The organism is Pacificimonas aurantium, from assembly GCF_020092905.1.
Classification (GTDB): Bacteria; Pseudomonadota; Alphaproteobacteria; order Sphingomonadales; family Sphingomonadaceae; genus Pacificimonas; species Pacificimonas aurantium.
In genome coordinates, this window is sequence record NZ_JAGSGB010000001.1 from 70,882 (window position 1) to 91,029 (window position 20,148).

The window sequence follows — 20,148 nt, forward strand, 5'->3', positions numbered from 1 at the left end:
ATGGAGACCCGGTCGAACCATATCCTCGTCGGCGCCGTCGCGCTGGTCCTGTTCCTTGCCCTGTTCGGATTCATTCTCTGGATCGCGCGCATCGATACGGGCGGCGAGAAGGAATATGACGTCTTCTTTGAGTCCGTATCGGGCCTCGCGACCGGCAGTGCGGTCAACTATTCGGGTGTCCCGGTAGGGTCGGTCCGCAACATCGCCATCATGCCGGATTCGCCCGAATTCGTGCGCGTCCGGATTTCGGTTCAGGAAGAAACGCCGATCCTACAGGGCACGCGGGCGACGCTGTCGTCGGTTGGCTTTACCGGCGTGGCGATCGTCAGCCTGGACGGCGCGGAAAAGGGCCAGCCCCCCATTACGGAGCCCGGCCAGTTCGGCGCCCCCGTCATACCGACCGCCCCGGGAACGCTGGATTCGCTGCTCAACGCAGCCCCCGAACTGCTCGAGGATGTGCGCCAGCTTACCGACCGGCTCACCCTCCTCCTCGACGATCGCAACCTCGGATCCATTTCGGGTATTCTCGAGAATACCGAGCGCGTCACCGGGGCCATTGCGGCGCGCGAGAACGACCTGTCGGAAAGCGTGACCGAAGCCCGCCGCCTGATCTCCAATCTCGCCGATGCGACGGAAGCGCTGACCCGGGTGGCCGACAACACCTCCACCCTCCTCGACGAAGAAGGGCGTCCGCTGGTGGCAGACCTGCGCACCACCGTCGAGCGGGCGAACGCCACGCTGTCGGAAATCGAACAGGTCGCGATGAGCGCGAACCGCGGCATCGATCAGGTGAACACGCAGACACTGCCGGAGGTAAACCTTCTGATTCGCGACCTCAGACGTGCCTCGAGCTCGCTTGGGGCGATCAGCGCCAAGCTGGACGAAGACCCGGCCGGCGCCCTTCTGGGCGGCCGCACGCTGCCAACATACACGCCCGGAGAGTCGGAATGAGCCCGAAACTAGTCGCCGCCGCACTTGCCGTCTCGCTCACCGCCTGCGGCCCGATCGTGCAGATCGGCGGCGGCGGCGCCCCGCCCTCCAGCCTCCTGGCGCTCGACCCCGCCCGGACGCCCGAAGGCGAACCCACCGGCGCACCGATCATGGTCAGCCTGCCCGAGGTTCCCGGCAAGCTGCGCACCGTGCGCATTCCGGTAACCACCAGCAGCACCGAGGTGGAATATCTGGCTGCGGCCACATGGGTGGAGCAGCCGAACCTTCTGTTCCAGCAGCTCCTCATGGACGTGATGGCGGCAGACCTTGGCCGTCCCGTCATCGACGAGGGAAGCGTTTCGGTCGTACCGGCCATGCGACTTTCGGGATCGCTGGCAGAGTTCGGCCTAGACGTCAGCGGACGCCCCGAAGTCGTGGTGCGTTACGACGCCCTGCTGACGGCCCCGCATTCCGGCTTCGTTTCGAGCCGCACCTTCACGGTGCGCAGGCCTGTCGCCACGCAGACGGGACCGGCCGTCGCGGCCGCGCTCAGCGAGGCGGCGAACGAGGTTGCCGGCGCCCTTGCCGCGTGGGTCGCGGCGAAGGCTCCGACGCCCGGCTGAGCGGTTCGAGGGAACTGACCCACCCCCCCTTCGGTTCACACGGCAAGAAAATTACCGCCTGACCCGGAGGACATCGCCCGTGCCGACCCTTTCGAAAGCCGCCCTTGCCACCAGCGTCGCCGCCTCTCTGGCGACCGCCGGCTGTATGGGGTCCTTCGACCCGAACAACCCCGGCCAGGTCACGGCTTCGGAACGGCAGTCCGGCGCAGAGGCGCACCCGCAGATCCTTGCGGAATTCGGCGGCGCCTATACGGGTCCCGGGTCGCAGATGGTCGATCGTGTCGGCAAGGAGGTGGCCGTCGAATCCGGCCTCTCGCAGACCGGCAGCGACTGTACCGTCACCTTCCTCAATTCCAGCGTGGTGAACGCCTTCGCCATTCCCGGATGCTACGTGTACGTGACGCGCGGGCTCGTCGCGCTGATGGAGAACGAGGCGCAGCTCGCTTCGGTCCTGGGGCATGAGATTGGCCATGTCGCCGCGGATCACGGCCAGCGCCGGCAGAACGCCGCGCTCGGGTCCAGCCTGCTTTCCGTTCTCGCGGGCGTCCTGACCGGTTCGGGCCAGGTTGCCCAGCTGGCAGGCCAGCTCGGTCAGGTGTGGACGCTGAAATATTCACGCGACCAGGAATATCAGTCGGACGACCTCGGCATTCTCTACATGCGCCGCGCCGGTTACGACCCCTATGAATCGGCCGATGTGCTCGAGGCTCTGGGCGACCAGGCCGCCCTTGAGGCGCAGATTCGCGGACGCGACGAAGCTGCCCAGATTCCGGCATGGGCGCGCACCCACCCGCTGTCGGCGGACCGGGTCCAGCGCGCAACCGCCCAGGCCCGCGAGACGGGAGTGCAACCTGGCCAGCTCGCGCAGAATGAGAGCCGCTTCTATTCCGCGATCGATGGCATGCTCTACGGCGACGCCCCGGAACAGGGCTTCGTCGACAAGCATCAGTTCGCGCACCCGACCCTGCGTCTCGCCTTCCGCGTTCCCGACGGGTTCTATCTGAACAATTCCTCCAGCGCGGTCACGGCGACGAGCGGCAATTCGCCGGTTCAGATCCAGTTCTCCGGCGGTTCCAAGCAGGCCGGGGAAAGCATCGCCTCCGTGACGCAGCAGGCGCTGCGCGGACTGCTGGGAAATTCGGCGCAGCAGGCCCAGTACAGCCAGGTCGAGACCACCACGATCAACGGCATGCCGGCGGCGCAGCAGCAGGCACGCGTGGCCTCCAACCAAGGCCAGGTCGACCTGACCGTCATCGCCTATGAATATGACGCCGACAGCGCCTATTATTTCGCCTTCATCAGCCCTGCGAATGTCAGCGCCGCAAACGTGATCTCGACCACGGCGCAGAGCTTCCGCAAGCTTTCTGCAAGCGAAGCGGCCCAGCTGGAGCCCAAGCATCTGGAAGTCGTTACCGTCGGAAGCGGCGACACGGTCGCCTCCCTGTCGCGCCGCATGGCATTCGACGACTATCAGGAAGCGCGCTTCCGCGTCCTCAACGACCTGGAGGACGGCGGCGAGGTATCCGCCGGCGACCGCGTCAAGATCGTCGTGGAAGGCTAAGGACGCACGGCGTTTCGCCTTCCCGTTCACGCATAGAAATCACGCATAGAAAAAGGGCGCCGGGTCACCCCGACGCCCTTTTTCATTCAGGTTCGCGAGTTAGCCGTTGCTGGCGTCGTCGGAAACCGCGTTGTTCATTTCATCGGCAGCTTCGGTGAAGGTGTTACCGATGGAATCGCCCAGGGCGCTCATGGCGGCCATGGCGGCAACGGCGATAAGGGCGGCGATCAGGCCATATTCGATGGCGGTGGCGCCTTCTTCATCGCGGCGGAAATTGCGAATGAAAGACATGGTTCTCTCCTCACTTGATTCAGTACGTACTTACTCGATCCGAATGCTTCACCCGGTCCTCATTGGGTCAGCAACTTACCTTGTAAGGACGACCTCTTGAGAAGACCTTAATTCGGTCGGTTATTTTTTGATTCAGCGGGAAAGTCCATGAAAGATAAAGAAAAAGGCGCGGAAATTACTCCGCGCCTAGGCCCTTTCGCAGCCGAACCGACCCCCTAGCCCATGGCGTTGGTCGACTCGTCGCGCACATGTCCCCACATGTTTCCGAGGCCGTCGCCGAAGGCCTGGAAGGCCGACAGGGCCGCGATCGCGATAAGGCCGGCGAGCAACCCATATTCGATGGCGGTCGCGCCGGAGTCGTCGCGGCGAAGGTTGCGGAGATATGGTTTCACGGGATACCCCCTCGGGCAGGTGCGGCCTGGCTAGTCTCCTCTTTATAGGCACGCGGGGGTTAACAAATGGCTCGCAGGAAGATTTCCCAATTCCTTAACGCTGCAAGGTCATGACGCGACAAACGAAAATCGTTTCGGCAGCCGCCCTCGTCGATCGCGAGGGACGCATTCTCCTGGCGCAGCGACCGCCGGGAAAGCACCTCGCGGGCACGTGGGAGTTTCCGGGCGGGAAGCTGGAGGCGGGCGAAAGCCCCGAACAGGCGCTGATCCGGGAACTGGCCGAAGAACTCGGCATCGAGACGCAGGAATCCTGCCTCTCGCCCGCGGCCTTTGCCAGCCACTCCTATGAGGAGTTCGACCTCCTGCTGCTCGTCTATGCCTGCCGCAAATGGCGCGGCACTCCGGAAGGGCGCGAAGGCCAGGCCCTGCGCTGGGCGCGTCCGGCAGAGATGTTCCGCCTGGATATGCCACCCGCCGACAAGCCGCTGATCGGGCTGCTCGACGCGCTGATCTAGCCGGGACAGATCCCGGTCAGGGTGAGGACTTCCAGCTTCACCGGGATTTTGCCTGCCGGTCCGCGCAGCTCTTCGAGCGCGGCGATCATTTGCGCGGCATGGCTTCGCGTCAAAGGAGCGGATGCGCGCGCGGCGAGGTAATTGCCTTCGCCCATGCCGCGGACATCGCGGCGCAGGCCCTCGACCGCGCCGTAGGAAATGTCGAAGGACGCGATGTCGACGACCGGCTGATCGAACCCTGCCCGCTGCAACAGGCCCGGGGCCTCCGCCGGGTCGACCATCGGCAGCAGACGCGGTGCAGCACCCTCCCCCGCCATGTCGACATCCAGGAGCGCGCGGCGGACGTTGGTGGCGGTCATGCCGCCAACGAAACTTGCGAGGAAGACCCCGCCCGGCTGGAGCGCGCGGCGTACCTGTACCAGCGCGCCCGGCAAATCGTTGACGCCGTGCAGCGACAGCGAAGAGACGACAAGATCGAAACTGGCGTCGCGAAACGGCAGCCGGTCCTCGTCGCAGACGACGCCGGCAGTCGCGCGGGCAAATTCCGGCGCAGGATCGGCGAACACATGTTCGTCGGCGGCGATGGCCTTGCCGAGCCTGCCGTCATGCGCGCCGAGGTCGAGAAGCCGGCTCCATTTACGATCGAAGGATTGTGCGCGCGCGGCCAGATCCTCCGACACGGCATCCTTCAGAAATGCGAAATCGCCATAGCCGAAGGCCGCACGCGCACGGACCCGGCGGCGCATGCTGCGGTCGAACGGTTCGAAAGCATCGGTATCGGAGGCCACTGCGGCGATATAGGGGTCGAACGGGTCGGGGAAAGGGGCGCATGCCAGGATGAAGGCGCAGGAGGTTGCAAGCCGGGTCAGGCGGGTGGGCGCGCAGGCTCTCGATCTTGTGCTTCCGCCGCGCTGCCCGGCCTGCAAGGACATCGTTCGCGATGATGGGCGCTTTTGCGGCACCTGCTGGGCGGAGCTGCGCTTTATCACGCCCCCTTGGTGCAAGAGCTGCGGCCTTCCCTTCGACGTCGATCTTGGCGCGGATGCGCTGTGCGGCGCGTGCTCGGGAAGGGCCCCTCCCTATGCCACCGCCCGGGCGGCGCTTAGATATGCGGGCGCGGCTGTGCCGGTCCTCCTCGGATTCAAGCATGCCGGCAGAACGCAGCTGGCAAGGGTCATGGCGGCGCATATGACGCGCCTTCTCCCGCCTGGGGGAAGCGATCTGTTGGTCCCCGTCCCTCTCGACCGGGCGCGCCTTCGAAAGCGCGGATATAATCAGGCGGGACTGCTTTGCCGCGCGCTCGGAAAGCGCGCCGGACTTCCCGTCGATGTCGAGGGCCTGGTTCGCACAAAGCCCACCCACTCGACGGCGGGACTGAGCCGCGCCGGCAGATTCCGCGCCGCTGAAGGCGCCTTCGCGCCGAAAGGCAACCGACTGGCGGGCGCCCGCGTTCTTCTTGTTGACGATGTAATGACGACGGGCGCTACGGCGGAGGCCGCGGCGCGCGCTCTGACACGGGGAGGAGCCGCACGGGTTGACGTGTTGACCTTTGCCCGCGCACTTCCCGAAGACGAATAAGGAAAGAAAGGGCCCGCTATGGCCAAGATCGACGTCTATACCAAGTTCCTCTGCCCCTACTGCACCCGCGCCAAGACGCTGCTCAGCAAGAAAGGCGTGGAGTTCGAGGAAATCGACATCTCGATGGGCGGCGACAAGCGACAGGAAATGCTGTCGCGCGCGAACGGCCGGTCGACGGTGCCGCAAATCTTTATCGGCGACACCCATGTCGGCGGATCGGACGACCTTGCCGCTCTCGAACAGTCGGGAAAGCTCGATGACCTGCTGAAGGAGGCCGGGGCGCTGTCCTGATGCGCATCGGCCTGATCCAGATGACGAGCGGCATCGACCCGGAGAGGAATGCCGCAACCCTCGAGCGCGATCTTGCAGCCGTCGCAGCCGAGGGGGCGCACATCGCGTTCACGCCCGAAATGAGCGGTTGCCTGGACAAGAATCGCGAGCGGCTGATGGCTACCGCGACGACCGAGGCGAAGGATCCCGTTCTCGCCCGCGTGCGCGAGGTTGCGAAAAAAACCGGCCTCTGGATCCATCTCGGCTCGCTTGCCCTCAAGTCGATCGACGCGGAAAAGCTCGTCAATCGCGGGTTCCTGATCTCCCCTGACGGCGAGGTCGCGGCGAGCTACGACAAGATACATCTGTTCGACGTCGATCTTGGTGAGGGCGAGCGCTACGGCGAGTCGAGGACTTTCCAGGGCGGGACCCGGCCCGCACTTGCAGATGCCGATGGCGCGACGATCGGCATGACCATCTGCTACGACGTGCGGTTCCCGCGCCTGTTCGACCGGCTTTCCGAGGCGGGAGCCCAGATCCTGTCGGTGCCGGCGGCCTTTACCGTCCCGACCGGCGAAGCGCACTGGCACCTCCTGCTGCGCGCCCGCGCTGTGGAGAATAGCTGCTTCGTCATCGCAGCGGCCCAGGCGGGTGCGCATGAGGACGGTCGCACGACCTATGGCCATTCGCTTGTCGTCGACCCGTGGGGCGAGGTTCTCCTCGACATGGGCACCGAGCCGGGACATGCCGTCTGCGACCTGGAACTGGAGCGGATTTCCGAAATCCGCCGCAAGCTTCCCTCGCACGAACATCGTACCCATATCGAACCGCTATGATCGTATTCGACCTGAAATGTTCCGCCAGCCATGTCTTCGAAGGCTGGTTTTCCAGTGCCGCGGACTTCGAGCGGCAACAGGAGAAAGGGCTGGTCGCCTGCCCCATCTGCGAGGATGTCGATGTGCGCCGCGCCCCGTCCGCGCTCGCGATCGGGTCGGGGCGATCCGCTCCCGCCGAGACAACCGCTGGCGAACAGGAGAAGACAAAGGACGCTTCGCCTGCCGGCACACCCCCTGAGACGCCGCCGGTCGACCCGGCCGCGGTGAAGGCGGCGCTCGCCGCGCTTGCGAAGGCCCAGGCGGACGCGGTGGCGAAGAGCGACTATGTCGGCTCCCGCTTCGCCGAGGAGGCCCGCTCGATGCATTACGGCGAACAGGATCACCGTCCCATCTACGGCGAGACCGCCCCCGAAGAGGCGAAAGCGCTGCGCGAAGAGGGGGTCGACGCGATGCCGCTGCTATTTCCGGTCCGCCCGCGCAGCGATGCTTGACCGGCGGCACGCCGCGCGGTCAATGGAGACCCGGGCGCCCGTAGCTCAGCAGGATAGAGCACCAGATTCCTAATCTGGGGGCCACAGGTTCGAATCCTGTCGGGCGCGCCATTTCTTTTTCACCATTGTCGAGCCGCACGAAAACTGCCGCGATATTGGCGGTAAACTGCCTCTGTAGTGCATCAGAACTGCCGCCGGCAGGACATCGAGATAGGGGTTGGGCGACTGCGAGACGGACGTCACTCGATCATCCCTTCGCCGAGATCGTCTGCAGACGCATCTCCCTGTGAGACGCCGGCCGGGGGGCCGCGGGCAGGGATGGGCTGACCACCGATCTGGCTGCGCATCTCCCGTCTGGCTTCGAGCCGGCGATCCTCGCGCTCGAGCGCTTTGTTCGTGCGTGCGTCCTTGAGGTCGCGGGGACGGAGATTTCCAAGCCGCTCCCTCGCGGCCTCATCGAGAACATGCTGCACCTGGTTGCGGAAGTCGGCACGCTTTTCGATCTGATCGAGCTGCCTCCCGTTCGCTGAGATCCGCTTCGCCCGGCGCGTCGCTTCGATCTCATCGAACGACATTCCGGACCAGGACTGGCTGTAGGGCGTCAGGACCGCCTGAAGCGCCTTCTTCTCGCCGGGAATGTGAAGGTAGACGGCGTCGGCGAGCAGGGGATGGTATGAGAGGCTCAGGTGCCGGATGAAGCCAGGCGCGTCGGCCATGGCAAACCAGTTTTCCGCCTCGGCGCGGTCGCCCGTATAGTAAAGCCCTTTGAACCTCACCCCTTGTGCTGTGATCGTTCCCGTTTCCATGGGCATGAGCGCGACCGCGAGTTCGTCCGGCTCGAAGCGCTGCAGGGCCGAGCGGCCGGTCGCGACCGCCCATTCCCACATGGCAGACGAAATGGGGGGGACACCGTCGGCTATCATAGCGCGTGTCTGCCGAAAGTCGGTGAGTTCACGCCCATTTAGATGGATTATGGCGAAGACCAGGATGCGGACGATTTCGTCGAGGTTCAGGACCGCCTTCTCGCGCGGATCCCGCTCGCCTCGCTTCCCGGAATCCTTATCGCGCGCTCCGGGGAGCTCGCTTCTTAGTGCGCAGTTGATGAGATCGAAGCGTTTCTCACAGACACCTTTGAGGTCCGCCCGCCAGGCACCGGTATTCTCGACGATGATCCCGGACTTGGCGACGAACCCTGAAGCGAGATCGCCGCGTGCTTCTCCGCGATCGAACAAAAACCGCATCGGCATCATTCCGCCGGTCGCCCACACGCAGGCGTCGATCTCAATCGAGTGGCGGCGGCAGAAATCGGATTTGTCTTCGAGACAATTGAGGATCGCGAGGCCTGCGGCGAGCCAGGAAGCTTCCTCTAGGCTTACGGAAAACCCGATGATGAGACCGGTGAACTCGTCCACTACGACGTAAAGAACCGGCGTGCCGATGAAGACGCGCCGGTCATGCCGGGCCACGAGATTCACATCTAGCTTTGTCGAATCGATGACGTAGCGGCCGCCGGCGTTCTCGTTATCCTGCGCCGCGAAGGAAAGCCGCGCTCGCGAGCGCAGCGCGAACTTTGCATCGCCCAGCCTCGCCTGCGCATCCGACTTTGCCCTCTTCTGCTTTCCGTACCAGTAACTGAACTGGCGGAAGGTCGGGATAGCGATAGTCTCGTCGAGAATGAAGGTGATGGGCGCACCCGTGTCGTCATCGAAGACGCAACTCGTACAGAGCTTCTCGACGGCGCGGTTGTAGGTATCGCGCAGCGAGATGTGCCGGTTCTTGCGGTAATACCTGTTCGTACAGCTCTCGAATACGGCTTCGATTTCCGAGTCGATGCGGGACGCCCGGGGGAGTCCCTCCGCAGGCATCCGGCCAATGGGACCGCCGAGCGGCTTCGGTTTTCCCGGGGCGCCGCATTTTTTAAAGGCGATTATACCGTTTGCAAACACACCGCTGAGCGGTAGCCTCCCCCATCGCCTAAGGGGAGGATTCGGGATGGGACTGAAATACAAGGACCTCACTGACGAGGTGCGGCAGTACACGCTCGAAGAGATTGCGCTCTATGAAAAGAACGGCATCCTCTACGAAAGTCCCCGCCTGACCGAAAATGGGTGCGGTCAGTGGCCTGATATTCTCAAGAGCGCAGCCAGCGATGGGACTGATGAAAACTTAGCGCGAGCAATTCTAGCCAACGGTTGCCTAAAAACGCACATGCCGCGAAAGAAGCCGACTGGAGGCCACACGATGGCCAAGGTCCCAGTGAACGCGCATGAAACGTTGGCAGAGGATGAGTTCAACTGGTTCTATATTCGCGGCTTATGCCGGTTCGCTCTGGATAATGGCACCCCACATCTCGTCGGTTATCGGGCTAGGTTCTCACAGAACCCGCGTTCGTCCTCCGAAGAGGCTGTAGGCCAGCACTTCGATCCGGCGAACGTGCTGGAGGACTTGCGCACGGCTCAGGGCAGGACACTCAGTCGAAGATGCCCGGCGGTCCGAATTCAGGGATATCTCTTCGCCTTCCTTAACGGCCAGCTTGCCACTGCCATCGACTTCGTAATGGTTGCGGAAATCTTCGGCCTCCATGACGAAAGGCTCCATTTCGCCAGCAAGGCCAACGCGGTGCTTCACACACAATCGCGTGAGCTCATCGCACCATTCACTGAGGGATACATCCATGAGGTGCCTCTCTACCACACGGTATTATGATACCTCAACCCCTTTAGCGTCTTCGGGTTTCTCTTTCACCACCTTCTTCAACCGCTTTTCCCAGCGGCCTTCGTCCTCGTCGCAATCAAGGTCGCGGGCGGCATCTTTGAATTTGTCCGATTGCTCTTTATTCACAGTCATATGGACCTTTACGTTTTCTCCGACGAAGCTGGCGATTTCACCTTCATGCGCCAACCAAACATCAGCAGATACTTTATCATCTGCACGTTGACGACGAAATCCCTCAAGATGGGCGCCTGCCTTGGGCCAACTTCGACACGACCTCGTCAGGGAGGGCGCAGAGCTGCGCGACTTCTTTCACGCAGCCACTGAGCAGAATGCGGTGAAGGAGCGCGTCTACGCTGAGATGATGAAACACGATTTCCGCTTTCAGGCCACCATCTGCGAGAAGTCGAAGGCGCAGCCCCAGACTAGAACAAGCAAGGCGCGCTTCTATAAATACCCGTGGTTCTATCACTTTCGTCACTCCCTTGCGCCTCACCTGCACAAGGGCGGCCGCCTGCTCGTAACCGCAGCGTCAATTGGCGCCAAGAAAGAGCGAGCTACCTACACTAACGCGCTGAACGATGTAGTTCAGCAGTGTGGACCAACGATCCCTTGGGCTGTTGATTTTCGCCCATCTATGACTGACTGCCTGCTACAGGCGGCGGACTACTGCGCTTGGTCGGTCCAACGGCATTGGGAGCGCCAGGATTCGCAATGGCTGGACGTGATCAGACCCCCGCATGAGTTACGAATACGAACTCTGGGCGCGCGGCACCAGCACTACTACTAAATGAAGCGCAGCCCGCCATATCGGCAATCTTGGCTATCTCCCGAAACGCTAAGGTAGCGTTTATCACCAAGCAAGGGCTGCAAAAGCTAACCTAACCACCGATCAGCGGCAGTTCAAGCTGAACCGGAACGGTTCGTCGCGGGGCGGACTCGTCAAGCCGCAGCATACCCCCATAGGTCAGGCGCTTACCGACAATGCCGCGCAGCGCTTCCCCGCTCCGCTCAGCATCATTCACGCCGTTTGCCTCGCGGTTGTTGTAACGAAACTCAAACTCCGCAACGTAGCGATGCAGGTGCTTCTTGCCGCAGTGCTGGTAGACGCCCTTCATGCCGCGCTTGAAGATGCTGAACGCACCCTCAATCGTATTCGTGTGAATTTCCGGGTTCTCGTGATCGACATACTGGCCCCGGCTCTGGCGCGTGTAGCCATGCTCGGCAAAGGAGCGGCTCAGGAACTTATACTGGCCCGCCTCGTCCGTCATGACGCGCGCTTCCTGCAATGTTCGCCTGCAAGATCGGCAGAACGTCCGCCGCTTTCAGGCTATCGACCACCATAGAACGCTGACGGCCCGTATCGCGGTCAACGAGGGACAGAACCTTGTGCTTGTGCGCGTAGCCGCGACCCTTCTTCTCGCCCTTCGGCTTCTTCGTGCGGTCAACGCCGATGAACGTCTCGTCCACCTCGACAATGCCGCCGCCAGCGCCGAACGGGGAAAGATCGCCCTCGCGCATGGCTTCGCGGATGCGGTGCGTCAGGAACCACGCCGTCTTGTAGGTCACTTCCAGAACGCGGTGTAGCTGGTGGGAGCTGATGCCCTTCTTGCTGGAAGTCATCAGGTAGACCGCCTGTAGAGCCTTATGCAGCGGAATGCGCATGTGCTCAAAAAAGGTGCCCACCTTCACCGTGGACTGCTTCTTGCAATCGCCGCAGCGCCACAGGCCTATGCGAATGCGCTTCGCCGGGTTCGCCTTCACCTTAGTGATGCGGTCAACGCCGCCGCAATGCGGACAAGCCGGTTCATCGCCCCAGATCACGCTTTCGAGATAGGCGAACGCTGCTTCCTCATTGTGAAAATACGGCTTGCTCAGAACGGACACTGCATTGACTCCCTTTAGGAATCTTATGCCCTATCCGCGCTGTGTTTGCAAGGTATATAATCGCCAAGTTTTCGGCTCTGCCCTTTCCGCGGGGCGAACCGCCCCCCGGCTGCGCGGCACAAGAAGCCAGTCGCAGCGCAACAGACGGTGGGCGGCCCAACTGACGCGGCGGCAGAAACCTGCGACCTGCGATTGACGATTTGTTCAAAGGCTCGACGCGAACGGCAGTTTTCTACCGGTCAGGCCGACTCACCTGGTTCGTTGACAAATGGCTTTTTAGTCGATGCCGAAGAAACGGACGCGCGTCATATTACGAATTATGGGCGGCGTGCGGAACGTCCGATCGCGGATAGCTTATCTCGGAAGCTGGACATCGGTCTGCGTTTCCCCCTGCGGCGTTGACGGCTTCTACCGCCTCTCTTGCGATGAAAGAGCATTCATCTTTCGTGGCGCGCGTACCGTGCAAGGAACGTCCTGGCCGCCTCGGATGCCGTGAAGCGACATTCTTCCTCGGTTGCCATTGCCGGTCCGCCGAACAACCGCGCATCGAAAATATCGGCCTTGCACAATTCGCTTAATTGTCGCGCCGCGAAGCTCGGGCGGTCGATCCGCAGTTCACCACGTTCGTGCCAGACACGAAGCAGGGACGCGATCTCGTCCGTACCGCGCCATGGACCGTTACGAAGGAACACGTCGGCTGCGGTCTGGAACCGTTCGTTCCCGGCGATGCACATCTTGCAGAACATGAGCATGTCGTCATCGCGGCCGAACAGCCAGGTAAGTTCGAGCGCCACCTTCAGAATGCCTTTCCCGGCGGGGAGGCTGGCGAACGAAGGGCTGGCGATGGTAGCACGGTTGCGGCCCAGCATGTATTCGATTGAGGCCAGGTATAGCGCGGACTTATCCCTGAAATGATTGTAGATCGTGGGTTTGGCCACACCGGCCCGGCGTGCGATCGCATCCATATTGGCGCCCTCGAAACCATCGACGGCGAACTGTTCGACCGCGGCAGCAAGAATTTTTGCGTGAATACTGGGATGGGGCGCAGTCATTTTCGTGGCCTCGGCGTTGTTCATTGAATCGCGCTTTTCGGAAAGGTTCCGACTCTCCTCGCTATAGCCCCCGGGGCGAGATGATAGGCCTGAATTCGTAATGAAGGTTGAAAAGCTTATCTCGATAGTTCAGGCGAATGAACCGCTCAGTTCATTCCAGGTAGGGTTCAGCCGAATTGCCCAGCGACAGATCCTGCCGGACACGCTTCGTGTTCAGATGCCCGCCGATCTTTTTCGCCGGCATGCTGTTATCGGGATGCATGGCCGTGGGGGGCGATTATGATCGCCAGCCCCCGCCTGCCGCGCAAACCGACTGGATCGACCGCGCCAATGTAGCGGTGGCGGAGGAGGAATTCGTCGCATGGTGGCGGGAACTTGGCGACCCGGAACTCGCTAGGCTGGTCGAGGCGGCGTTGGAGGACAATCTGACGATACGCCAGGGGTTGTCGCGCATAGAGGAAGCCAATGCCCGTCGCCTTCGCGCCCGCGCTGCCCGCTATCCTTCGGTCAGTGCGGAAAGCTCGGCCACCGTGCTCCAGCAAAGCCTCAACACCCAGCTCGGCCAAGCTCAGTTCCCCGGCTTCGAGCGTCAATACGAGCAATATGCGCTGGGCTCGGCATTCAACTGGCAAGTCGATCTATGGGGCCAGAGACGGCGCCGGATCGATGCGGCCGATGCCCGGGTGGAAGCCCTGATCGCAGCCGCCAACGGCGCGCGCTTGGCGATCGCATCGGAAACGGCGGCCACCTATTTCACCATGGCCGGCTTCCAGCAGGAGAAGCGGGCACTGCTGCTCGGGATCGAGGCGCAACGCACGCAGCTCGGTCTTGCGGAAACCCGTTTGGAAGCGGGCGCCATTTCACGCGCGCAGCTGGTCCTTGTGGAAGCGGAACTCGCGCGTCTGGAGGAGCAGCTGCCAAGTGTCGAAGCGGAAATTCAGGCCAATGCGCTTGCGCTGGGCGTCCTGACCGGCCGCCTGCCGGAAACCGAGATCGCCCTGGCCGATAGGGTGCCGCCGCTGCTGGAGCTGCCGGACATTCCGGTGGGAACCCGGGCGGATTTGCTCAGGCGCCGCCCCGATGTCGCCCGGCTCGAACGCGAACTGGCGGCGGAAACATTCGAGCTCGGTATCGCACGCGGGGAACTGTTCCCGCAACTGGGCCTCGATGCATCGGGGGGCTTTACCTCCATCGATCCCGGGACGATCCTGTCCGGCGACAGCACGCGCTTTACCATTGTGCCGTTTCTGTCCTGGCGCGTTTTCGATGGCGGGAGGGTGCGCGCCGACATTCGTTTGGCGCAAGCCGAAGCGCGCACCGCCGCCCTGGCCTATGTCGAAGGCACGATCACCGCGATCGAGGAGGCGGAAACCGCGATCGCGCAATACGACCTCGCACGGGAGGGACGTCCGCTCGCGTTGCGCACGATAGAACTCGCGCAGGAAAATCTTCGTCTCGCGCGGATCCGTTTCGAAGTCGGCGATATCGACCGGTTCGAATTGCAGGATGCCGAACGGACATATAGCGATGCGCTGCGCAACGGCGCGATTTCCTACCGCAATTCGACGCTCGCACTAGCGCAGCTTTACGCCGCGCTCGGCGGCGGCTGGCAAGCCGTTCCGCCTTATGTCGCTATTCCCGTTCCCGCCCCGGCACCTCCTTCGGCGGCGGCCCCGCCGTCCACGATCCTTCCTATTTCCGACTGAACAGAAAGCCGTGATGCCTCTCTTATCTCTTCGAAGATCGACCATTCTCGTCGCCATCTCGCTGATGCTGGTCGCTTGCGGCAGCCAGGATGAACCCCCGCCCCCCAAGCCCGTCGCGTGGATCAAGATCGGCACCGGCTCCAACACCGACATCGCGACGAACGTTCCGGGCCGGGTGCAGGCAAGGAACCGGACGGTCCTGAGCTTCGAAGTCGGCGGCACGATCGCCAGCATGTCGGCCGACCTTGGCGACCGGGTGGCGCGCGGCAATGTGATCGCGACGCTCGACCCGGCAAGCTACCGGCTCGAAGCGGCAAGAGCGCAGGCCAATCTCGCGGAAAGCCGCGCGCGCCTCGATCAGGCGCGGCAGGACGAGGAACGTCAGGAATATCTGTACTCCGAAGGCGCTGCATCGCAGGCCCGGCTCGAGGATGCGCGAGCCCAGCTCGGCAGCCTCAGTGCGATTGCCGATGCAAACGAGGCGCAGCTGGGCGTGGCGCGCGAAGCGCTCTCGGATACGCGGATGCGTGCGCCCTATTCCGGTCAGATCGCCCGCCGTCTGGTCGAACCGGGAACTCAGGTTTCCCCCGGGCAACCGGTTTACGAACTGGACGGCAGCCGGTTGGAGGTCAGCTTCTCGGTCCCGCAACGCCAGCGCGACCGGCTGTCGGTGGGGCAGAACGTCACCGTTGCGCCCTCATCGGGCGATGGCATCACAAGCTCTGCCCGCATTACCGATATCGGCAGTAGGGCAAGCGGGCCCGGAGCGTTCGAAATCGTCGCCGCTCTGGCAGCGGCCAGCCCCGAACTGGAAGCGGGTCAGGTCGTCGAGGTCCGCCTGCCCGATCGCCCGGCGCAATCGGAGAACGGGCGGGATACCGCCCGAATCCTGGTGCCGCTGACGGCGATCATACCGGAAGATGACGATAGCGGTTACGTGTGGCGCATATTGCCGCGCACGCAACGGTTGGAAAAGGCTCCCGTCCGGTTCGGCAAGGCCAGTGGAAACGAGGTGGTGGTCCTGTCGGGCCTCTCGCGCGGCGACATGATCGTATCGAAAGGCGCAGCCTTCCTGTCCGAAGGGCAAGAGGTGAGCCGCCTCGGCGTCGGCCCACGACGCTACGCGCGATGACCACGCTTTCCGAAATCGGGTTCCGCTTCCGCCCCGCGGTGCTGCTTACCATCGCGCTGGCGATGGTCTACGGTGCGATAAGCTATTTCACCTTGCCCGCGCGGGAGGATCCCCAGATCACCATCCGCGAGGCGGTGGTCTCCACCAGCCACCCGGGTCTCTCGCCGAGCCGGGTCGAACAGCTGATTACCACGCCGCTTGCCGAAGCCATCATGACCATTCCCGAGATAAAAGAGGTGCGTGCGACCTCGATGGAAGGTCAGTCGATCATTCACGCCGAGGCTGAATTTTCGGCGAGCGACCTCGACCAGGTCTGGGACGAAGTGGCGGACAAGGTCGAGGAAACGACGCCCCTGTTGCCCGAAGGGGCGCGCAAGCCCTTCATCAACGACGAATTCGGCGACGTCGCCGTCATCACCATGGCGCTGCAATCCGACAGTTTCGACATGGTCGAGTTGGGCGACCTCGCCGAACATATCCGTACCCGGCTCTACATGATCGAGGGTACGCGGGAGGTCGACGTTCTGGGCCGCCCGGATGAGCGCATTTATGTCGAGATGGACAATGCAACGCTGGCACGATTGGGTGCGCCGCTTTCTGCGGTGGCGCAGGCCCTGCGATCCCAGAACACCGTTGCGCCCGGCGGAACGATCGAAACCGAGACCCGCCGCATTGCGATCCAGCCTTCCGGATCGTTCGACAGCGTGGAGGAGATCGCCGATCTCTATTTGGAACTCGGCCCTGAGATCGGCCCGATACGGCTGGGCGATTATGCCGAAGTCCGGCGCGGTTTTCTCGAACCGCCTGCTCAGACCGCCTATTTCAACGGCGAACGGGCCATCGTGTTCGCGATCTCCATGCTCGATGAAGAAAGCGTCATAAACTACGCCGGACGCGCGCGCCCTGCGATCGACGAGTTGCGCCAGGCGATGCCCGCGGGCGTCGAACTTAACGTGATGACCTGGCAGGCCGATCAGGTCGAGAACGCCGTTTATGGCGTCAGCTTCAATGTCCTGCAGACCCTGGCGCTGGTACTGGGCGTCGTCATCCTGTTCCTAGGCGTCAGAACCGGCCTGATCGTGGGCTCCATCGTGCCGGTCGTGATTCTGGTGACGCTGGGGGTGATGGGCGTGTTGGGGATCAAGCTGGAACGCATGAGCCTGGCGACGATCGTGATCTCGCTGGGACTGCTGGTCGATAACGGCATCGTCATCGCCGAGGACTTCAAGACCCGGCTGGCGCAGGGCGTGGACCGACGCGATGCGATCGGCGAAACTGGCAGGGAGCTTGCCCTCCCGCTCCTGGCATCGACGATCACAACGATTCTCGTCTTTCTGCCGCTGATGCTGGCAGAGGAAGGTTCGGGAGAATATACCCGCAGCATCTCGCTCGTCATCTTGATTTCTCTGTCTTCGTCATGGCTGATCGCGATGATGGTCACGCCCACGCTGTGCTACTGGTTCGCGCAGCCGACCGATAAGGAGACGCAAGGGAAGATCCGCCGCAAGGTGGATCAGGCGTTCGAATGGGCCAATGGCAAATACGAAGATCGTCTGCGCTGGGCGCTCGATCATCGCAAGCTGTTCATGGGCGCGATGGCCGCTGCCTTCGTCCTCGCGGGCTATTCGTTGCAATTCGTGCCGCAGCAGTTCTTTCCTGCCTCCGACCGGGCGCAGATCCTCGTCTACGCCGATATGCCGGTCGGCACGTCGAGCGCCGCGACGGACGATCAGATACAGCAGATCGCGCAATATATCGAAGATGACGAACGCTATCCCGACTTCGATAATGTCGCCGCCTATTCGGGGTTCGGTGGCCCGCGCTTCGTGCTGTCTCTCGCTCCCGTCGATCCCGCACCGAACCGCGGCTTCCTGGTCATCAACGCTGCTGATGCCGAAGCCCGCGATAAAGGCGTCCTCGCGCTTCGCCACGATCTGGCAGCCCAGTTTCCCGGTATTCGCCTGCGAATAGCGGGGATGTTTCTCGGGCCGAGCGATCCCAACATCACGCAGGTACAGGTGCGGGGGCCTGACCGGGATGTACTCCTGGAAACGGGAGACAGGCTCGCTGCCCTCCTGCGAGATGTCGAAGGCACGATCGATGTTACTTCCGACTGGGAAAACCCGTCGCTTCAATACCGGGTTTCGGTCGATCAGGCAGCGGCGCGCGCTGCGGGTGTCTCCTCGCTGGACGTTTCGCAGGCCCTTTCGGCTTATTTCGCAGGGCAACCTGCCGGCGAGTTTCGCGACGGGGACGATCTGGTTCCCATCATCTTACGCGCTCCGGAAGGCGAACGCTCCGACCCCGGGCGGATAGAGGCGGTTACGCTGACCGGCAGCGACGGGCCGGTTCAACTCGGTGAAATTGCCACCGTCACGCTGCGCCCCCAGCTCGGGCGGATACAGACAGAGGATCTGATCGAAACCCTAACCGTGGAAGCCAGACCGACCGAGGTGACGCCGCAGGATCTGGTGCCGCGAATACAGGAACAGCTCGACGAACTCGAAGCCAGCCTGCCGCCCGGTCATTTCATCGAATGGGACGGAATTATCGCACAGAGCGCGGAGGGCACCGGTGCCCTGTTCGCCAGCGTACCGGCCATGATCGGTTTGATAGTTATCATGCTGGTCGCGCTGTTCCGGGGATTTCGGCGCGCCGGCATAATATTGCTGACCCTGCCACTCTCGGTCATCGGCGCGGCGATCGGCTTGCACGTCATGCGCGCGGATTTCGGCTTCATGGTCATTCTCGGACTGTTCGCGCTGGTGGGCATCATCATCAACAATGCCATCGTACTGGTCGACAGGTGCGATATCGAAAAGAAGGAGAAAGACGACGTGACCGATGCCGTCATCTCAGCGTCGCTAAGACGCTTTCGCCCGATCCTGATGACCAACATAACCACTATACTGGGTTTGCTTCCGCTCATTATCGCGCAAGACGTACTGTTCTATGGCATGGCCAGCGCGATCGCCTTCGGACTTCTAGTCGGAACCATTCTTACGCTGGGCGTCGTCCCGGTTCTATATACCTGGTTCTTTGGAGGCGAGGAGGAACCGGCTCCGCAGGCCACCACCGGCGAGCCCGCGGCCGCTAGTGCCTGAAAGCAGGACCGCATCGTCGAGTTCCTTGCCAGCGAAGCGAACCTGAGAGCCGCGCGACAGGCCGTTGCAGCACAGGTGGCCCGCAGCTATTTCACCCTGGTCGAGGCACGCGCGCAGGCAGCACTGTCGGAAGAGGTGGACGACACCTTCGGCAAGATCGCACGGCAGGTCGGCAATCGAGCCGACGTGGGGATTGCGCCACCTAACGACAAGCTGCTCGCCATCTCCAACCTGGAGTAGGCGCGCGCTGGCTTGCAGCAGCTTGAGGAGAATGCCGAGCGATTGACCCGCCAACTCGAGGCGCTGCTGCGCGACTACCCTGCCGGGACGCAGGCAACCGCGACCGTGCTGCCAGCCGTGCCCGGGCCGCCGCCTGCATCACGGCGCGGATGGGCGATCTTGCGTTGCTCGATACTGCGGCAGGAGACGCGTGTCTCGATTATGTCGAGCTATATGACGGCCTGCAGCAAAGGCGCCATCTCGGCCAGGTGAAGCTCGAGAAGCTCGTCGATCGCGGACCTGGCTGGTTCAGCGCGGTGCATTTTGATGAATCGCTTCGGGCATTTGCCCGCCAGGTCGACGAGCCATGCGTTATCCTTTGCGCTGTAACAATCTGTGCCATAGGTGCTGACGGGGGACAGTCGGCACTATGGTAGCCCGAAGCGGGGCGGATTCCGACTACCGCGACAATGGCAACCTGACCGTCGCCGTTCATTCCTCGCAGCACGCCGGTCTGGCTAGGAAGCAGGAGCTGTTCGGCAGATACGGACTTCATGCTACGAGGAAGAGCCGATCTGAACTCGACGATATGGGCATTCCACCATTCGTAACGGCATCTGTGGACGCCCCTTCGGATGCAAGCGGTAAATTCGGGTGTGTTGGCACGTAGTCGGATGCTGTCATCTGTCCGGCCCCGATGAGCAGCGCCATAGCTGCGGGCCAGTATGGGAGTTCGCGGACCGGATCCATTTCAGCTTTGCGCGCTTGGCTAGCGCTCTGCCATTCCCTGGTTCTTCCAGCCCCGTCTCGCCGACTGTTGTGCCATACCCTCCTTCGACCGCCTACGTC

The 20,148-nt window shown here is 62.7% G+C and carries 20 protein-coding genes, 1 tRNA gene and 1 pseudogene; 15 read left to right on the plus strand and 7 right to left on the minus strand.

The window, feature by feature from the left end; all coding sequences use genetic code 11:
* The 3 genes from KCN53_RS00390 (at window position 1) to KCN53_RS00400 (ending at window position 3,114) form a co-directional block, all read left to right on the plus strand.
* Entirely contained in the window at window positions 1-951 is a 951-nt protein-coding gene (locus KCN53_RS00390; RefSeq protein ID WP_088711967.1) for an MlaD family protein, read from the plus strand.
* On the plus strand, window positions 948-1,553 hold the full coding sequence (locus KCN53_RS00395; RefSeq protein ID WP_088711966.1) for an ABC-type transport auxiliary lipoprotein family protein: 606 nt from the start codon (window positions 948-950) through the stop codon (window positions 1,551-1,553). Before KCN53_RS00390 ends, KCN53_RS00395 begins: the two co-directional genes overlap by 4 nt.
* A 79-nt stretch (window positions 1,554-1,632) precedes the next feature.
* On the plus strand, window positions 1,633-3,114 hold the full coding sequence (locus KCN53_RS00400; RefSeq protein ID WP_224199263.1) for a M48 family metalloprotease: 1,482 nt from the start codon (window positions 1,633-1,635) through the stop codon (window positions 3,112-3,114).
* Between the two features lie 99 nt (window positions 3,115-3,213).
* Here the strand turns inward: KCN53_RS00400 and KCN53_RS00405 are convergent, their stop codons facing one another.
* Both KCN53_RS00405 and KCN53_RS00410 read right to left on the minus strand, forming a co-directional pair.
* On the minus strand, window positions 3,214-3,405 hold the full coding sequence (locus KCN53_RS00405; protein ID WP_088711965.1) for a Flp family type IVb pilin: 192 nt from the start codon (window positions 3,403-3,405) through the stop codon (window positions 3,214-3,216).
* Window positions 3,406-3,620: 215 nt separating this feature from the next.
* On the minus strand, window positions 3,621-3,797 hold the full coding sequence (locus tag KCN53_RS00410; protein WP_088711964.1) for a Flp family type IVb pilin: 177 nt from the start codon (window positions 3,795-3,797) through the stop codon (window positions 3,621-3,623).
* Between the two features lie 110 nt (window positions 3,798-3,907).
* On the opposite strand from KCN53_RS00410, the gene KCN53_RS00415 reads away from it, so the two are divergent.
* Window positions 3,908-4,312: a (deoxy)nucleoside triphosphate pyrophosphohydrolase gene (locus KCN53_RS00415; RefSeq protein ID WP_088711963.1), complete on the plus strand. Its 405-nt coding sequence runs from the start codon at window positions 3,908-3,910 to the stop codon at window positions 4,310-4,312.
* Here KCN53_RS00415 and KCN53_RS00420 read toward each other — a convergent pair.
* A complete protein-coding gene (locus tag KCN53_RS00420) occupies window positions 4,309-5,100 on the minus strand; it encodes a methyltransferase domain-containing protein (protein WP_172406201.1) in 792 nt (263 codons plus the stop codon). The two genes, KCN53_RS00415 and KCN53_RS00420, sit on opposite strands and share 4 nt — an antisense overlap.
* Before the next feature lie 49 nt (window positions 5,101-5,149).
* On the opposite strand from KCN53_RS00420, the gene KCN53_RS00425 reads away from it, so the two are divergent.
* The 5 genes from KCN53_RS00425 (at window position 5,150) to KCN53_RS00445 (ending at window position 7,598) form a co-directional block, all read left to right on the plus strand.
* A complete protein-coding gene (locus KCN53_RS00425; RefSeq protein ID WP_088713371.1) occupies window positions 5,150-5,890 on the plus strand; it encodes a ComF family protein in 741 nt (246 codons plus the stop codon).
* Between the two features lie 18 nt (window positions 5,891-5,908).
* On the plus strand, window positions 5,909-6,181 hold the full coding sequence (gene grxC, locus KCN53_RS00430; RefSeq protein ID WP_088711961.1) for a glutaredoxin 3: 273 nt from the start codon (window positions 5,909-5,911) through the stop codon (window positions 6,179-6,181).
* Window positions 6,181-6,996 (plus strand): carbon-nitrogen hydrolase family protein, encoded by an 816-nt coding sequence (locus KCN53_RS00435; RefSeq protein ID WP_088711960.1) that lies wholly within the window; start codon window positions 6,181-6,183, stop codon window positions 6,994-6,996. The genes grxC and KCN53_RS00435 overlap by 1 nt, the downstream gene beginning before the upstream one ends.
* Window positions 6,993-7,487: a DUF1178 family protein gene (locus KCN53_RS00440; RefSeq protein ID WP_088711959.1), complete on the plus strand. Its 495-nt coding sequence runs from the start codon at window positions 6,993-6,995 to the stop codon at window positions 7,485-7,487. Before KCN53_RS00435 ends, KCN53_RS00440 begins: the two co-directional genes overlap by 4 nt.
* Before the next feature lie 34 nt (window positions 7,488-7,521).
* A tRNA-Arg gene (locus KCN53_RS00445) sits at window positions 7,522-7,598 on the plus strand.
* Between the two features lie 128 nt (window positions 7,599-7,726).
* On the opposite strand, the gene KCN53_RS00450 is transcribed toward KCN53_RS00445, so the two are convergent.
* Complete coding sequence (locus tag KCN53_RS00450) at window positions 7,727-9,352, minus strand: hypothetical protein (protein ID WP_088711958.1); 1,626 nt, start codon at window positions 9,350-9,352, stop codon at window positions 7,727-7,729.
* Between the two features lie 127 nt (window positions 9,353-9,479).
* On the opposite strand from KCN53_RS00450, the gene KCN53_RS00455 reads away from it, so the two are divergent.
* The gene (locus KCN53_RS00455; protein WP_088711957.1) at window positions 9,480-10,193 is read left to right on the plus strand and encodes a hypothetical protein; all 714 of its coding nucleotides are present in this window, start codon (window positions 9,480-9,482) and stop codon (window positions 10,191-10,193) included.
* Here the strand turns inward: KCN53_RS00455 and KCN53_RS00460 are convergent.
* The 3 genes and pseudogenes from KCN53_RS00460 to KCN53_RS00470 form a co-directional block, all read right to left on the minus strand.
* Complete coding sequence (locus KCN53_RS00460; protein ID WP_088711956.1) at window positions 10,188-10,388, minus strand: hypothetical protein; 201 nt, start codon at window positions 10,386-10,388, stop codon at window positions 10,188-10,190. The genes KCN53_RS00455 and KCN53_RS00460 overlap by 6 nt on opposite strands.
* Window positions 10,389-11,080: 692 nt before the next feature.
* Window positions 11,081-12,086 (minus strand): annotated as a pseudogene (locus tag KCN53_RS00465) (IS1595 family transposase).
* 437 nt (window positions 12,087-12,523) lie between these two features.
* Window positions 12,524-13,162 carry a TetR/AcrR family transcriptional regulator gene (locus KCN53_RS00470; RefSeq protein WP_088711954.1) on the minus strand — a complete coding sequence of 213 codons (639 nt, stop codon included), beginning with the start codon at window positions 13,160-13,162 and terminating at the stop codon, window positions 12,524-12,526.
* A gap of 218 nt (window positions 13,163-13,380) precedes the next feature.
* Between KCN53_RS00470 and KCN53_RS00475 the strand changes: the two genes are divergently transcribed.
* From KCN53_RS00475 to KCN53_RS00495, 5 genes are all read left to right on the plus strand, one after another.
* Window positions 13,381-14,844, plus strand: a complete 1,464-nt coding sequence (locus tag KCN53_RS00475) for an efflux transporter outer membrane subunit (protein ID WP_088711953.1) — start codon at window positions 13,381-13,383, stop codon at window positions 14,842-14,844.
* Window positions 14,845-14,857: 13 nt separating this feature from the next.
* Window positions 14,858-15,976, plus strand: coding sequence for an efflux RND transporter periplasmic adaptor subunit (locus tag KCN53_RS00480; protein ID WP_172406198.1), 1,119 nt, complete (start codon window positions 14,858-14,860; stop codon window positions 15,974-15,976).
* Window positions 15,973-19,080 carry an efflux RND transporter permease subunit gene (locus KCN53_RS00485; RefSeq protein ID WP_088711951.1) on the plus strand — a complete coding sequence of 1,036 codons (3,108 nt, stop codon included), beginning with the start codon at window positions 15,973-15,975 and terminating at the stop codon, window positions 19,078-19,080. Before KCN53_RS00480 ends, KCN53_RS00485 begins: the two co-directional genes overlap by 4 nt.
* A 12-nt stretch (window positions 19,081-19,092) precedes the next feature.
* Window positions 19,093-19,320, plus strand: a complete 228-nt coding sequence (locus KCN53_RS00490; protein ID WP_143712202.1) for a TolC family protein — start codon at window positions 19,093-19,095, stop codon at window positions 19,318-19,320.
* Between the two features lie 149 nt (window positions 19,321-19,469).
* Entirely contained in the window at window positions 19,470-19,736 is a 267-nt protein-coding gene (locus KCN53_RS00495) for a hypothetical protein (RefSeq protein WP_143712201.1), read from the plus strand.
* The last annotated feature ends 412 nt before the right edge of the window (window positions 19,737-20,148 follow it).